This is a genomic window from Nocardioides sp., assembly GCF_034670285.1.
GTDB lineage: Bacteria > Actinomycetota > Actinomycetes > Propionibacteriales > Nocardioidaceae > Nocardioides.
In genome coordinates, this window is the sequence record NZ_JAXMNS010000026.1 from 1 (window position 1) to 15,109 (window position 15,109).

Consider the following 15,109-nt stretch of genomic DNA (forward strand, 5'->3'; position numbering starts at 1 on the left):
GCCGGTAGCCCGACCCGCAGGTCTTGCTCCCCGCCGCTCCCTGGCGACAAAGAGAACATTAGGACGGATCCAGCGGATGCACAAATCGAATCGTTGTAACGCAGACCACATCGACGTTTGTGCAGGTCAGGGGCGGTATGGCGTCACGGAGCCGTCAGCGAACAGGTCTCGGCGAGGGTCGAGCAGCCGGCCAGGCGCAGCGCGTCGACGACCTCGGACTGCAGGATCTGGAGGGTCGAGCGCACTCGTTCCTCTCCCCCGGCGGCCAGCGCCAGCAGCGGCGTACGACCGCAGAAGACGCCCCGCGCCCCCAGGGCCAATGCCGTGACCACGTCGAGGCCGCTGCGGATCCCGCCGTCCACGTAGACCTCGGCCCGGTCGCCCACCGCGGCGACCACGCCCGGCAGCGCGGCCCGGGTGCTCGCGGCGCGATCGAGCTGTCGACCACCGTGGTTGGAGACCCACACCGCTGCAGCACCCGCGTCGAGGCACCGCAGCGCATCGTCGCCGCGCAGCACCCCCTTGACCACCACGGGGAGGCCGGTGAGCTCGTGCAGCCACTGGAGGTCCTCGGCCCGCAGGTCCTGGGCGTGCTCGGCCCCCGGGGTCTCCCCCCGCACGACCGCGGGGTGGTTGTGGCCGTAGATGCCACTCAGGTCGCCGAAGGCTTCGTCGTCCAGGTCGTACTTGGCACCGGGCACCGGGGTGTCGACGGTGAGGACGATCGCCCGGGCACCGGCGGCGGCCGCAGCACCGAAGGTGGAAGCGATGAGCGCGCGGTCGGCGGTGACGTAGGCCTGGAGCCACCAGCTCACCCCGGTGGCGCCGATCTCGGCGAACGCGGTGCCGGCGTTGCTCGAGACCACCAGGAGGGTGCCGGCCTCGGCGGCGGCACGCGCCATCGCCAGCTCGCCGTCCGGGTGCGCCAGTCGCTGCATCGAGGTGGGCGCGATCGCCAGGGGTTGTGCGAGAGACGTGCCGAGGAGGCTGGTCGCGGTCTCCGGGCGCCGTACGTCGCGCAGGACGTGCGGCCACAACCGGACGTCGGTCCAGGCCGTGAGCGACTCGGCGAGACTCACCTCGTCGCGTGCCCCCGCGGCGAAGTAGCGCCAGACGTGCTCGGGCAGTGAGGCGCGGGCATCAGCCTCGAGCTGCTCGTGCCACCGCTGCGCGCCCACGTCTGCTCCTCAGCGGATCTCGATGCCGGCGAACTTCTTCTTGCCCCGGCGCAGCACCAACCAGGAGCCGCCGATCAGATCGGCGTCGACGACCGCGGCCTCTGGGTCCTCGACCCGCTGGTTGTTGAGGTAGGCGCCGCCCTCGGTGATCGTGCGACGGGCATCGCCCTTGCTGCTCGCGAGTCCCGAGGCCACGAGCAGGTCGGTCACGGTGGGCAGCGCGTCCCCGCGCTCGACCGTCGTCGACCCCGCCTCGCTCAAGGCGGCGGCGAGGGTGCGTGCGTTCAGCGCCGTGAGGTCTCCTCCCCCGAAGAGCGCACCGGCCGCGGCCTTGGCCTGCTCGGTCTCCTCTGCGCCGTGGACGAAGGTGGTGACGGCGTCGGCGAGGACCTTCTGGGCCTCACGGAGGAACGGCTTCTCGGCGTGCCGCTGCTCGAGAGCCTCGATCTCCTCACGCGTCAGGAAGGTGAAGATCCGCAGCATCTCGCCGACCTTCTCGTCCTCGACGTTGAGCCAGAACTGGTGGAAGGCGTAAGGCGACATCATCGTCGGGTCCAGCCACAGGGCCCCGCCCTCGGTCTTGCCGTACTTCGTGCCGTCCGCCTTGGTGATGAGCGGGGTGGCGAAGGCGTGCGCGGCTCCCCCGTCGGCACGCCGGATGAGCTCGGCGCCGCCGGTGAGGTTGCCCCACTGGTCCGAACCACCGAACTGCAAGGTCACCTGGTGGGCGCGGTAGAGCGTCAGGAAGTCCATCGACTGGAGCAGGACGTAGCTGAACTCGGTGTAGCTGATCCCGGACTCGAGCCGGCGCTTCACCGTGTCGCGCGCCAGCATGCGGTTGACCGGGAAGTGCTTTCCGACGTCACGCAGGAAGTCGATGACCGACAACCCCTCGGTCCAGTCGTGGTTGTTGACCATCGTGGCGGAGTTGGAGCCCTCGAAGGAGAGGAAGGGCTCGATCTGACGACGTACGCGGCCGGTCCACTCCCGCACCGTGCCCGGGGAGTTGAGCGTGCGCTCGCCGGAGTCGCGCGGGTCACCGATCATCCCCGTCGCCCCACCGACCAGGATGAACGGCGTGTGGCCGGCGTCCTGGAGCCGGCGAGCCGTCGTCACCTGCACGAGGTTGCCCATGTGGAGGCTGGGCGCGGTCGGGTCGAAACCGACGTAGAACCTCACGCTGCCACCGCGCAGCGCCTCGCCGAGAGCGTCCACGTCGGTGGAGTGCGCAACGAGACCGCGCCACTGCAGGTCTTCGAGCAGCTGGGGGTCGACGGGCACCGCAGACATCGGGTCGTCCTCACTTCGGAACTGATGGGTGAACCTGGAACGGAGATCAGTCTTCCGCATGGGTCCGGTTCGAGGAGACCGGCACCCCGATCGGGACGGCAGCCAGTAGGTTGGGGCGGTCTGGAGGAGCTCAACAGTGATTGCAGGGAGATACACGCGCGACCGCGAGATCGGCCGTGGCGGCATGGGCGCGGTCTGGCTCGGTCGTGACGAGGTCCTCGGGCGACCCGTCGCCATCAAGAGCGTGGGCAGCGCGCCGGGCGGCGACAACCCTGACCTGGCCCGCGCCGAGCGCGAGGCCAAGATCGCCGCAGGTCTCAACCACCCGCACATCGTCGGCGTCTACGACCTGGTGCTGGAGGACGACCGCCAGTGGCTGGTGATGGAGTACGTCGAGGGGATGACCCTCAGCGAGCTCGTGCGCAGCAAGGGCCCGCTCAGCCCTGACGAGGCGGCGCCGATCATCGCCCAGGCGGCGTCGGCGCTGGCCGCCGCGCACGCCAACGGGATCGTGCACCGCGACGTGAAGCCGAGCAACATCCTGGTCCGCGAGGACGGGCACGTGAAGCTCACCGACTTCGGGATCGCACGCGGGGTGACCGACCAGGCGCTCACCCAGACCGGTCTCGTGACCGGGTCTCCTGCCTACCTCGCCCCGGAGGTGGCGTCGGGGCACTGGGCGACTCCCGCCTGCGACGTCTGGTCACTCGGTGCGACGCTCTTCCACGCGCTGACCGGCAACCCGCCGTACGACGCCACCGACAACGTCCTCGGCGCGCTCTACCGGATCGTCAACGACCCGCCACCGCGCACCGACCTGGCCGGACGACTCGCGCCGCTGCTCGACGCCACGATGAGGACGTCCCCCACCGACCGATGGACGATGGCGCAGGTCGTGGGCTTCCTCGAGGGCCGTCCTGCCCCTCAGGTCGCGCCGGCACCACCCGCCCCCGCTGCTGCCCCGGCGCCTCGCCCGACCGAACCCGGCACCGCAGCCCTGACCCCGGCGTCCCAGGCATCCCGGGCATCCCGGGCATCCCGGGCATCCCGGCGCCGCGCGGTGCTGCCGGTGATCGTCTCGGCCGCGGTGGCCCTGCTCGTCGTGGCCGTCGTCGCCCTCGCGGTGCGGGACGACCCGCAGGAGGATCTCGCCGCCTCCCCCGACTCTGAGTCCTCAGCGACCCCGTCCGCGAGCCCCTCCCCGACGGACGAGCCCGACACCGAGACACCGAGCTCTCCGGCAGTGCCCACCACGAAGGATCTGCGCAGCTTCGTCGACTCCTACCTCACCCTGGCCAGCACCAAGCCGAAGCAGGCCTTCAAAATGCTCACCCCGGCCTTCCAGCGCGAGAGCACGCGCTACGAGGAGTTCTGGGGCAGCGTGAGCAACCCGCGGCTGCTGGACTTCACGGCCGACCCGTCCGCCCTCACGGTCAGCTACACCTACCGCTACCAGCGGCAGGGCGCGGGGCGCCAGGAGGACCTGGTGCAGCTGCAGCTCGTGGCTGCGGACGACGGATACCTGATCGCCGGCGAGCTGTGATGGACCTGCCCTCGCTCTACCGAGACCTGGTCGAGGACTCTCCGGACGGCATCTGGGTGTTCGACCTCGAGGGCCACACGCTCTACGCCAACTCCGCCTTCGCACGGCTGTACGGCGTCCCACCCGAGGACGTCCTCACGGTCTCGGCCTTCGACGTCCTCGACGAGACCGGGAAGCAGCAGTTCCGGGAGCATCTCCAGCGCGTGCGCTCCGGGCCGACCGAGGATGAGGACGTCGAGGTGCTGTTCCACGACGTCCACGGCAACGGCACCTGGATCTTGGTGCGCGAGAGCCTCCAGCTCCAGGACGGCGAGGTCGCGGCGGTCGTCCACCGGATCCACTCCTACGACGACCGGCGCCGGGTGCTTGACGAGTTGCGCGCGAGCCGTGAGGCGTTGCGCGAGGCGCAGGACCTCGCACGGCTCGGGAGCTGGGTCTACGACATCCCCACCGGTCGATTCGAGTCGCTCGGCGGGGCGCCGCTCCTGCCCGAGGTGCAGGAGGGCGACGACGGGTTTCAGCTGGACGACTTCCTCGCCCTCGCGCCGCTCGAGGACCGCGAGCGGCTACGGGTCTACGTGCAGGAGACGTTGTCGCGCACCGGTGAGTTCGAGGTCGACGTCCGACTCGGCGAGCCTGACGACTGGGTCGACCTCCGGCTGCGCGGAGCCGTGCTCGCCGATGCCGACGGGACCCCGGTGCGTGTCACCGGCACGCACCAGGACGTCACGGAGATGCGACTGGCCGAGCGTGCCCTGCGCGACGAGGTGACTCAGAGCGCCTTGATGAGGCGGGTCGCTGCTGCGGCCAACGAAGCACACTCGCTGAGCGAGGTGCTGAGCATCGTGCGACCACTGATCAGCGACCACGACGAGTGGATCAGGTCAGCCGCGTTCCGAGTCGACGAGGAGGGACTGCTCGAGCCGCTCGACGGCGACGTACGGAGCGAGGAGGTCGCCCTCGCCCGGTCGGCCGCGACGGGAGCCGCCCCCTTCGCCTGGAGCGGCGACGGCACCACCGTCGCCTTCCGGGTCGGCACCGACGGCCGGACCTACGGTGTGGGCACCATCACCGCATCCAAGCCGCCGCTTCGTCGCGACCTGGTGGAGGCCATGGTCTGGACGTTCTCGCTGCAGCTCGCCCGAGTGGCCGAGCGCGAGGAGAACGCCCGCGACCTGGCCGCGGCGCGCGATGCTGCAATGGCCGCCTCGCGGCAGAAGTCAGAGTTCCTCACCACGATGAGCCACGAGATCCGTACGCCGCTCAACGGCATCATCGGACTCACCGACCTGCTCCAGCGCACCGCCCTGGACCCCGAGCAGTACCGCCTCACGTCTGGCATGCAGGCCGCCGGTCACACGCTGCTGAGCGTGCTCAACGACGTGCTCGACTTCAGCAAGCTCGACGGCCGAGCCATCGAGCTGGAGCAGGTCGACGTCGACGTCCGCTCGCTCGTCGACCAGGTGTCCCGCGTGCTCTCCGGCGCCGCGCGCACCGGCGGCGTCGAGCTGGTGGTGTGGTGCGAGGCGTCGGTGCCCGCGGTCGTGCTGGGCGACCCGACCCGGCTGTCTCAGGTGCTGATGAACCTGGTGTCCAACGCGGTGAAGTTCACCGTCGACGGGGAGGTGGTCATCCGCGTCTCCCACCTCGAGGACGACGGGGAGCGGGTGCTGCTGCGCTTCGACGTGACCGACACCGGCATCGGCATCGCGCCCGAGCAGGTGGAGCGGCTCTTCGAACCGTTCACCCAGGCCGACGCCTCCACGACGCGACGCTTCGGTGGCACCGGCCTCGGGCTGTCGATCGCGCGCGAGGTCACCTCAGCGCTCGGCGGCGACCTGTCCTACTCGCCCAACCCGCAGGGCGGCAGCATCTTCTCCTTCTCGGTCTGGTGCCAGCGACACCCCGAGGGCGCGACCGATCTCGACGACTACGCGCGCACCTGGCTCACCGGGCGACGCATCCTCGTCGCCGACGGCTCTCCGCTGCGTGTTCCGGCGCTGCTCGAGCAGCTGCACTGGTGGGGCATGGAGGTCGACGTCGCGAAGGACGTCGCGACCGCCGACTCCCTGCTCGCGCTGGCCCTCGAGCGGGAGCAGCCCTACGGGGCCGTCCTGATCGACGCACGGTTGTCCGGCGGCGGCGGGATGGCCCTGGTCGGCAACGTGGCAGCCAACTCGGCCTACGACCGGGTCGCGATGGTCGTGATCGGCTCGGACCTCGAGATCGATCTCGCCCGGCTGCGCGAGGCCGGGGTCTCGGCCTTCCTCGACCGGCCGCTGTCGGCCGACGCGCTGCGCGCGACCCTGCTCGACCAGGTGGTCGGAGTCGCCACCCAACCGACCGGTCGCGCCGAGGTGGTCGCTCACGGCGCGAACCTCCCCCGGATCCTCGTCGTCGAGGACAACGTGGTGAACCAGATGGTCGCCAGCGGGATCCTGGTCTCGCTGGGCTACCGCCCCGAGGTCGCTCAGAACGGCGCCGAGGCGCTCGAGTTCCTGGCCCGCGACACCTTCGACGCCGTGCTCATGGACGTGCAGATGCCGGTGCTCGACGGGTACGCCGCGACCCGGACCCTGCGCGAGCGCGAGGCCGGCGACTCGCGGGTGCCCGTGATCGCAATGACCGCCGCAGCGATCGAGGGTGAGCGGGAGCGGTGCCTGGCGGCCGGGATGGACGAGTTCCTCACCAAGCCCATCGACCGGTCCGCGCTGAGCCAGACCCTCAGCCGCTGGATCGTGCGTCGCGACGAGTCCAGCGGTGGATCGACCGACCAGGTCGGCGACGACGTGCAGCTGCTTCCTCCCACCGACCCCATCCCGGGGCTGGACACCGTCCGGCTCGACATGCTTCGCGACCTCGACCCTGGGGACACGAGCTACATCGACCGCGCGATCGGGAACTTCCAGGCCAACTCCGTGGCAGCCGAGTCGGCGATCGCGGACTTCGTCGCCGCGGGTGACACCGTCGGTCTCAAGGCGTCGTCGCACAAGATCGCGGGGAGCGCCCTCAACCTCGGTGTGCACCGCGCCGGCGAGGCTGCGCGGGCCCTCGAGCAGCTGGCCACCGACGGGACGACGGACGGCGCCGACGCGCTCCTCGACGAGCTGCGCGAGGCGATGGCCGAAGGCCGGCGCCTCCTCCTCGACTACCAGGCGACCTACTCGGGCTGAGCCGACCTCGGCGCTCGCTTGCTGCAAGACATAGATGCCTGTCAACATAGACACATGTCTAAGCCTGCCCCCTCGGGCCGCCCCACCGTGCTCTTCGTCTGCGTGCACAACGCGGGTCGCTCCCAGATGGCGGCCGGCTACCTGCTGAGCCTCGGCGGGGGCCGGATCGAGGTGCTCTCGGCCGGCTCGATGCCCGCCGACAGCGTCAACCCGGCTGCCGTCGAGGCGATGGCCGAGGTCGGCATCGACATCACCTCGGCGACGCCGAAGGTGCTCACCACCGAGGCTGTTGAGACCTCTGACGTGGTCATCACGATGGGGTGCGGCGACGCCTGCCCCTACTTCCCGGGGAAGCGCTACGAGGACTGGGTGCTCGAGGACCCGGCAGGGCAGGGCATCGAGGCGGTGCGGCCGATCCGCGACGAGATCCGGAGGCGGGTCGAGGCCCTGCTCAGCGAACTGCTGACCGTCTGACCTCAGCGCGCCAGCAGCTCGCGGACGACCGACGGCAGTCGCCGCGCGTCGATCTTCGAGATGCACTGAGCCACCCCGAGCTCCTTGGCGGCAGCCTCGAGGTTGCGGTCGAGGTGGGCCGAGAAGACCACGATCATCTGCTCGGGGTTGTGCTCGAGCATCGAGGCCGCCACCTCGAGACCGGTCATGCCCGGCATCCGACTGTCGAGGACGACCACCGCAGGCGAGGGCGGCGGGTCGAGACGGAAGAACTCGTCGAGTGCTTCAGCGCCGTCAGCGGCCTCGACCACGTGCAGGCCGTCGATCTCGAGCAGCATCCTGCTCAGGTCGCGCATGTCGGGCTCGTCGTCGACGACCAGGATCGTAGGGACCTCCGAGCCGGTCGCGGTCGTCATGCTGTCCTCATTCGGGTTGGTCGACTGATTGGTGCTGACTCTAGACCCCCACGGGCATCGTGCTGGGGAGTTCCACCACAAAGGTCGTCGCTCCGCCCGGCTCGCTCTGAGCCCAGATACGACCGTCGTGGTCCTCCACGATACGTCGAGAGATGTAGAGCCCCAGTCCGGTGCCGGACACCGTGCCGGTGCGGGTCCGCACAAACTTGTCGAAGATCCGCTCGAGCTGGTCGGCCTCGATGCCCACCCCGCGGTCGACGACGGTGAGGCGGACGACGCCGTCCAGCTCCTCGAGCGTCAGCGACACCGGTTCTCCCTGGCTGGCGAACTTGAGGGCGTTCTCGACCAGGTTCGACAGCACCTGCTGGATGCGGTCGGGATCAGCCTCGATCATCACGGGGTGGTCCGGCAGGTCCACGACGATCTCGGCGCCATCGCTCGCGAAGGCCTCGACCGACGTCCGCACCTCGTCGGCGAGGTCCATCGAGTGGCGCGCGTAGCCGAACTCGCCCGACTCGATGCTCTCGGTGTCGAGCACGTCGCGCGCGGTGGCCTGGAGCCGCCGGGCGTTGGCGTAGGCCCGACGCACGGCATCTCGGCGGTCGTCGTCGCTCATTGCCGGCCAGTGGTCCAGCGTGGTCTGCAAGAACCCGAGCACCCCGGAGACCGGTGTCCTCAGCTCGTGCGAGACCACGGAGATGAACTCCTCCTGCGCGCGGTGCAGCTCGAGCAACCGTTCCTGCTCCTCGCGGGAGCGCCGCAGCCGGCGCGCCAGCACGATCGTCAGGGTGAGCCCGACCGCGAGGAGGAGCAGCACCAAGACCAGCCCGGCTGTCTGCAACGGCCCCGCCAGTGGCGCGACGAACTCCGCCTCGTCCTGGACGAACACCACCTTCCACCCGACCGCGGGCACGTCCGCGCTGATCACCAGCGTGCCGTCGACGACGACGGGGAGCGCCCCGAGCGTCGAGAGGTCGAGGTCGTTCGCCGGCAGTCCCAGACCGACGGTCCGGGTGGTCGCCACCACGGTGGCGTTGGCATCGACGAAGCGCCAGGACGCCGTGCTCGCCGCGTCGTTCGCCAGTGCTTGGATCTCGAGGTTGAAGGCCGAGTCGGCAGTCAGCGCCTGCTCGAAGACGAAGGCACCACGCACGCTCGTGGGGTCCTGGCCCCGGATCGCCACGACGAAGGCGTAGGTCGGCAGCTCGGTGGTCAACCCCTCCGACTCGACCGGCAGCACCACGGCGGGGGCGTTGGCCAGGTCGGCCTTCACGTCGTCCCACCCCGCGGGTGCGTAGGTGGAGCCGAGCCGACCCGGGCGCAGGAGCACGCCCGAGGTGACGGCGTCCTGGCCGTCGACCAGGAAGAAGCCCGACAGCGCCTCGGGGTCGATCGCGAAGGTGTCGAGCACGGCCTGGTCGGCCTCGCTGCCCCGCTCCAGCTCCCACGCCCGTGCACCCAGACCGGCCAGGGAGGCGTACGACGACTCGATCCGTGCGTTGAAGCTGTTCGCGGTGGATCGGACCTGCGCCTGCTTGGCGTCCTCGAGCGCCTGGGTGCCGTCGTCGGAGGCGATCTTGAGCAACGACACGATGATCGCCGCCACTGCGGCGACGGCGAGGAATGCCAACGCAGGCATCAGTCGATCACGAGTGCGTGTGGTCACGAGGGCCTCCCGAGCTTGATGGGTGGGTGGTCGGTCCCGAGGTGGACGAGCGGAAGGGTGCGGACGACATGCCGCCGAGCGGACCGTCGGTGTCACGGGCGAGCACGCGTGGGTAGGTCACGACGAAACGGGCGCCACCGCTGTCGCTCGCCTCCACCCGCGCCGTACCGCCCATCGTGAGCGCGAACTCGGTCACGATCGCCAGCCCCAGACCGGTGCCTCGGGTGCGCGTCACCTCGTCGCCCTCGCCGCGGTAGAAGCGGCTGAAGATCTGCTCGCGGTCGGTCTCGGCAATGCCCGGACCGTCGTCCTCGACGACGAGCAGCGCCTCGGTGTCGAGCGAGCGCACCAGGACCCGGATCGAGGTGCCCTGGGGCGTGTACTTGGTCGCGTTGCCGACGAGGTTGACCACGACGCGCTCCACGGCCTGCAGAGACCCCACGACCGTGGTGCCGTCGGGCGCGTCGACCCTGAGGTCGTGGTCGCGTCCGAGGTCGGGCTGGTCCGCCAGCACGCGAGTGACCACCTCGCCGAGGTCGAGAGCCTCATGCTCCTGGGCCAGCGAGCTGCCGCGCTCGATCCGGGAGAAGTCCAGCAGGTCCTCGACCATCCGGCTCAACCGCTGCGCATTGCGGTCGACCCGGTCGACGAGGTCGCGGGCCTTGTCGGGCTTCAGGACGTCCCAGTTCTCGTTGAGCAGGCTCGAGTAGCCCGCGATCGCCACCACGGGGGTCCTCAGCTCGTGAGACGCGGTCGACAAGAAGACCGACTTGAGCTCGTCGACGGCCCGCATCCGGTCGACGAGCCCCTGCTGCTGGGCGAAGGCCTCGGCGTTGGTCAGGGCGAAGGCGATGACGTCACCGGCCACCGTCAACGTGCGTACGTCGTGCTCATCGAGGTCGCTGCCCACCACGACGCCCAGGCGGGCCGCCGTGCGACCACTGCGCGCGAGCCTCAGCCACACCGAGGCTCCAGCGTCGACCTGCGCCATCCCGACGAGAAGCGGCCCTTCCGGCACCGGGACGCCCCACGTGAAGAGCGAGCGATCACCACCGACGACGGCCGTCGACAAGGTGATCCCGCGCACGTCGAGACCCACCGCGAGCTCGGTGGCCAGCGCCGGCAGCACGTCGGCCAGATCGAGGTGCTGCTGCGCCACCAGGGCCAGGGAGGTCACCGCAGCCTGGGAGGTCTGCAGGCGTTCGAGCTCGTGACGGTTGAGGCGGTCGGCGCGGTGTCTCAGGGCGACGCCCATGGCCGCCGCGACTCCGACGAGGCCCATCGCGAGGGCGACGATCCAGCTCAGGACCGGGATGCCCGCCGGCTCTGCCGTGACGGTGAGGGACCACTCCTCTCCGCCGGTCGGGAGGAAGACCACCGTGTGGGCGGGGCCCGAGCTCGGCAGCTCGTCCGGCACCGAGGCCACCTGCTGCTCGGGCCCGGCCACGGCGAGTCCCCCGCCGTCCGGCGTGATCTCGCGCAGCGTCGGCACCAGGTCGAGCTCGAGGGTGAGGTAGCCCCGAACCCGATCACGGCGGGCCTGCACGGTCGGGGCGACCCGCCCCGACTCGTAGACCGCCGCAACCACCAGTCCACTGTGCTGGACAACCATCTCGACGCGGCCGCACCACCGTCACGTTCTCGGCCGCGGTGACAGCCACCTCGCGCTGAGCGGCCACCTCGGCCACGTGACGGCCGGTCAGCAGGCTGAGCACCGCCGTGACCAGCATCAGCGAGCCGACCAGGAGCGCGGACCTCGAGATCCGGTGGCCGGTCACGGTGCGATCACGGCAGCCCGGAGCGCGCGGAGGTTTCCCTTGACCAGCAGGGGTACGTCGATGGCTGCTGCGCGCAGCCGCAGGTCGATGCCTTGATAGTTGGTGTAGAGCAGGACCCGAAGGTCGAGGTGCTCGCGGACCAGCCGCTCGGCCAGGCTCAGACCGTCCTCCCCCGGTGGCATCCGGTGGTCCAGGACGGCCACGTGCGGGTCGAGCGCCTCGATCATGAGCTGCGCCCGGGCGGCGTCGGGCGCGCCATGCACCTCGTGCCCCTCGAGACGGAGATCCATCAGCAGCAGGTCCAACGCGTCGGGATCGTTGTCTGCGACGACCACACGCGCCATCTACTTCTCCCCCCGGTGGTCACGACCAACTCGTCCCACCTGCATCAAACACCGGCAGGCCAGGCTTCGCAGGGAAAGCACCGAGTCACCTGGCGACGCTCCCGGGGCCGGCTGGCACGTCGGGGGAGGGCACCGGTGTGGTGAAGGAGAAGTTCGACCCCGGAGTCCCGGGACTGGGGAGGAACGCCGTGCGCCAGCTCGGCGTGGTGCTGGTGAACGCACCGGCGCTGGTCAGGTAGCGCCCCGCGCTGTCGATCACCGCGATCTCGACTGGAAGTGCGAGTGGGGCGGGTGGGGCTCGAACCCACGACCCAAGGATTATGAGTCCTCTGCTCTAACCGACTGAGCTACCGCCCCTGCGGACCAGAGCCTAGCGGCGGCAGATCCCGGGTCAGCCACCCACCGGACTCAGCCGGGCCGTCCTCGCTGCGTTGGCGTCTGCAACAGAGAATCCTTGTTAGTGTCGATGAATTCCCCAAGGATCTCCTGATTTTCGGACCGGGCCCCTTGGGGAGCCCTTTCACGCAAACCGAAGGAACTATCGATGCGCACGAGCACAAAGCTGACCAGCCTGGTCTCAGCCGCCGTCCTCAGCCTGACCCTGACCGCGTGCGGCAGTGGCGACGACGCCGTCACCGTCGGCTCGAAGGACTTCACCGAGAACATCCTGCTGGGCGAGATGCTGCTTCAGGCTCTCGAAGCGGAGGGAATCGAGGTGGAGGACAAGATCGACCTCGGCGGCACCGAGGTCAACCGTGGCGCGTTGACGAGCGGTGACATCGACGTCTACCCGGAGTACAACGGCACCGGCTGGACGGTCCACCTCGGCCAGGAGGACCCGAGCAGTGACCCGACCGAGCTCTACACGGTCACCGCGGAGAAGGACCTCGCGGACAACGAGATCAAGTGGGTCGGCCTGTCGCCGTTCAACGACACCTACGGCTTCGCGGCCAACGGTGACCTCTCCGCCTCCGACGGCCCCTTCGACCTCCAGGGAATGGCCGACTACCTCGAGGCCACCCCGGACGCCACCGTGTGCCTCGAGACCGAGTTCCCCGACCGGCCCGACGGACTGGTCCTCTTCGAGGACGCGACCGGCTACGAGCTCCCCGAGAGCCAGCAGCAGATCCTCGACACCGGTCTCATCTACACCGAGACCTCCGATGGCGCCTGCGACTTCGGCGAGGTCTTCACCACCGACGGACGGATCACCGAGCTCAACCTCGAGCTCGTCGAGGACCCGGGCGTCTTCATCCTCTACAACGTCTCCTACACGATGCCGGTCGACGTCTACGACGCCAACGCCGAGATCTACGACGAGGTCGTCGAGACGATCCTCGCCGGTCTCGACAACGAGAAGATGGCGTCGCTGAACGCTCAGGTCGACGTCGACGGCGTGCCGGCCTCCGACGTGGCTGCGGAGTACCTCACCGAGGTCGGGATCCTCTGACCCCCCTGTGCCGACTCTGAGTCGGCACCGACACACCGTGACGAACGCCGCCGTGCCCCGAGGGGCGCGGCGGCGTTCGTCGTACCGGTCGTACCGGTCGTGCTGGCGGGGCTCAGAGGCCGCGCGGGTGCAGGAAGCGTTCTGCCACAGCACCCAGCCAGTCGAAGGTCAGAGCGATGATCGCCACGAGGACGGCTCCGACGATGAGCACCGGGTTCTGGCTGAGCTTGATGCCCGAGCTGATGGTGATGCCGAGCCCGCCTCCGCCGATCAGGTAGGCCAGCGTCGACATGCCGATGTTGATGATCACCGCAGTGCGGATACCCGCCACGATGATCGGCACTGCCAGCGGCAGCTCGATTCGGGTCAGGATCAGGCGGTGGGTCATTCCCATGCCGCGGCCCGCCTCGATCACGCTGCGGTCCACCGCCTCGAGACCCACCATGGTGTTGCGCAGGACGGGGAGGAGTGCGTAGAGCGCCAGGGCGAAGACGACCGAGACCTTGCCCTGACCGCCGATGATGAGCGCGAGCACGATCAGTCCGTAGGCGGGGATCGCCTGGCCCGCGTTGGCAAAGCCGACGATGCCGGGCGCCACCCGACGGAAGGACGCGCGCGTCAGCAGGATCCCGAGGGGCACCGCGATCACGATCACGATCACGGTGGAAAAGAACGCGATGATGAGCGTGTCCTGGATCTGCGGCACGAGGTTCTCCGACCAGGCGAGGGCCGAGCGCTGCTGCCGCTTGGCGTTGGCCAGGTCCAGGCTCTGGTAGTAGACGTAGAGGACACCGGCCAGCGCCGCGATCAGGAACGGCGCCGCGATCAGTCCCCCGTCGCGGATCCGGGCCGAGACGTCCTTCTTGGTCTGCTTCTTTTCGGGGGGCGCCGACGGCGGTCTGTCGGTGACGCCCAGCGGCATGGCTTGACTCATGCGTTGGCCTCCAGGTCCTCGTAATGGCGCTGTGCCTCCCGCTGGGCGCGCCGTATCGCCTTGTTGAGGTCGCCCATCGACACGACACCCTGGAAGTGGCCCTCGGCATCGACGACCACGGTGAGCCCCGACGCGCTCTGCACCATCAGCTCGAGGGCTTCGAACAGGCTGCTCTCGCTGCGCAGCCACTCGTCGCCCACCGCTTCGCCGGCCGTCGCGTACGCAGACGGGCCAGCCGCGAGGTCCGAGGCCTGGAGCCACCGGATGGGGCTGCGGTGCTCGTCGACCAGGATCAGCCAGTCGTAGCCCGACTCGGCGAGCTTGGCTCGGCCGGTCTCCGGGGAGTCCTCGACGGAGATGTAGGGGTAGCCGGTGAACGTCACGGAGTCGACCTTGAGGAAATTCAGACCCTTGATCGTCGAACCGTTGCCGATGAAGTCGTTGACGAAGTCGTCGATCGGCCGGGCCAGGATCCGTTCGGGGGTGTCGACCTGGTGGATCGTGCTCCTCTCACCCAGGATCGCGATGCGGTCGCCCGGTGCAATGCCACGGTCGCGCAGGGCAGCGGCGAACCGGCAGGCACGGTTGTCGAGCTCCCGGTAGGTGAGGGCGGCGCCGCCGACGATTTCCTCAAGCGCGACTTTGTCGGGCGACAGCTCGGCTCGTTTGGCAGCGATGTCGACGATGCTGAACATCCGCGCCCCTCAGCGTGCCAAGCGGGGTTTGGACACAACGCGGATGACCCCTGCCGCCAACACCAGTCCGCGCTTCGAGACGCCGTCCATCGCCGGTCACTCCACCGCCGGGGACGGGCGCAGCCCGCGGTCGATCATGTCGGTAATGCTGTCGACCAGTGGATTGATGTCGCGCTCCGGCTCCCAGAT

13 protein-coding genes and 1 tRNA gene are annotated in these 15,109 nt (G+C 69.6%); 4 read left to right on the forward strand and 10 right to left on the reverse strand.

Annotation, left to right across the window (positions count from 1 at the left end):
* Window positions 1-143 precede the first annotated feature (143 nt).
* The gene (locus VOI19_RS02470; protein ID WP_323791371.1) at window positions 144-1,178 is read right to left on the reverse strand and encodes an alpha-hydroxy acid oxidase; all 1,035 of its coding nucleotides are present in this window, start codon (window positions 1,176-1,178) and stop codon (window positions 144-146) included.
* A gap of 9 nt (window positions 1,179-1,187) precedes the next feature.
* The gene (gene tyrS / locus VOI19_RS02475) at window positions 1,188-2,468 is read right to left on the reverse strand and encodes a tyrosine--tRNA ligase (RefSeq protein WP_323791372.1); all 1,281 of its coding nucleotides are present in this window, start codon (window positions 2,466-2,468) and stop codon (window positions 1,188-1,190) included.
* A gap of 136 nt (window positions 2,469-2,604) precedes the next feature.
* On the opposite strand from tyrS, the gene VOI19_RS02480 reads away from it, so the two are divergent.
* The 3 genes from VOI19_RS02480 to VOI19_RS02490 are packed head-to-tail and all read left to right on the forward strand — an operon-like array spanning window position 2,605 to window position 7,658.
* Window positions 2,605-4,011, forward strand: a complete 1,407-nt coding sequence (locus VOI19_RS02480) for a serine/threonine-protein kinase (protein ID WP_323791373.1) — start codon at window positions 2,605-2,607, stop codon at window positions 4,009-4,011.
* A complete protein-coding gene (locus VOI19_RS02485; protein WP_323791374.1) occupies window positions 4,011-7,184 on the forward strand; it encodes a response regulator in 3,174 nt (1,057 codons plus the stop codon). The genes VOI19_RS02480 and VOI19_RS02485 overlap by 1 nt, the downstream gene beginning before the upstream one ends.
* Before the next feature lie 54 nt (window positions 7,185-7,238).
* Window positions 7,239-7,658, forward strand: coding sequence for an arsenate reductase ArsC (locus VOI19_RS02490; RefSeq protein ID WP_323791375.1), 420 nt, complete (start codon window positions 7,239-7,241; stop codon window positions 7,656-7,658).
* Window positions 7,659-7,660: 2 nt separating this feature from the next.
* Here VOI19_RS02490 and VOI19_RS02495 read toward each other — a convergent pair whose 3' ends face one another.
* The 6 genes from VOI19_RS02495 to VOI19_RS02520 form a co-directional block, all read right to left on the reverse strand.
* Window positions 7,661-8,053, reverse strand: a complete 393-nt coding sequence (locus VOI19_RS02495; RefSeq protein ID WP_323791376.1) for a response regulator — start codon at window positions 8,051-8,053, stop codon at window positions 7,661-7,663.
* Window positions 8,054-8,093: 40 nt separating this feature from the next.
* Entirely contained in the window at window positions 8,094-9,692 is a 1,599-nt protein-coding gene (locus VOI19_RS02500) for a HAMP domain-containing sensor histidine kinase (protein ID WP_323791377.1), read from the reverse strand.
* Between the two features lie 7 nt (window positions 9,693-9,699).
* Complete coding sequence (locus VOI19_RS02505) at window positions 9,700-11,307, reverse strand: HAMP domain-containing sensor histidine kinase (protein ID WP_323791378.1); 1,608 nt, start codon at window positions 11,305-11,307, stop codon at window positions 9,700-9,702.
* Window positions 11,308-11,493: 186 nt separating this feature from the next.
* A complete protein-coding gene (locus VOI19_RS02510; RefSeq protein WP_323791379.1) occupies window positions 11,494-11,841 on the reverse strand; it encodes a response regulator in 348 nt (115 codons plus the stop codon).
* A gap of 85 nt (window positions 11,842-11,926) precedes the next feature.
* Window positions 11,927-12,100, reverse strand: coding sequence for a hypothetical protein (locus VOI19_RS02515; RefSeq protein WP_323791380.1), 174 nt, complete (start codon window positions 12,098-12,100; stop codon window positions 11,927-11,929).
* A gap of 24 nt (window positions 12,101-12,124) precedes the next feature.
* Window positions 12,125-12,198 (reverse strand) — tRNA-Ile (locus VOI19_RS02520).
* 187 nt (window positions 12,199-12,385) lie between these two features.
* Between VOI19_RS02520 and VOI19_RS02525 the strand changes: the two genes are divergently transcribed.
* Window positions 12,386-13,291: a glycine betaine ABC transporter substrate-binding protein gene (locus VOI19_RS02525; RefSeq protein ID WP_323791381.1), complete on the forward strand. Its 906-nt coding sequence runs from the start codon at window positions 12,386-12,388 to the stop codon at window positions 13,289-13,291.
* Window positions 13,292-13,403: 112 nt separating this feature from the next.
* Here VOI19_RS02525 and VOI19_RS02530 read toward each other — a convergent pair whose 3' ends face one another.
* Window positions 13,404-14,225: an ABC transporter permease gene (locus VOI19_RS02530; RefSeq protein ID WP_323791382.1), complete on the reverse strand. Its 822-nt coding sequence runs from the start codon at window positions 14,223-14,225 to the stop codon at window positions 13,404-13,406.
* A complete protein-coding gene (locus tag VOI19_RS02535; protein ID WP_323791383.1) occupies window positions 14,222-14,920 on the reverse strand; it encodes an AMP-binding protein in 699 nt (232 codons plus the stop codon). Before VOI19_RS02535 ends, VOI19_RS02530 begins: the two co-directional genes overlap by 4 nt.
* Window positions 14,921-15,109: the final 189 nt, after the last annotated feature.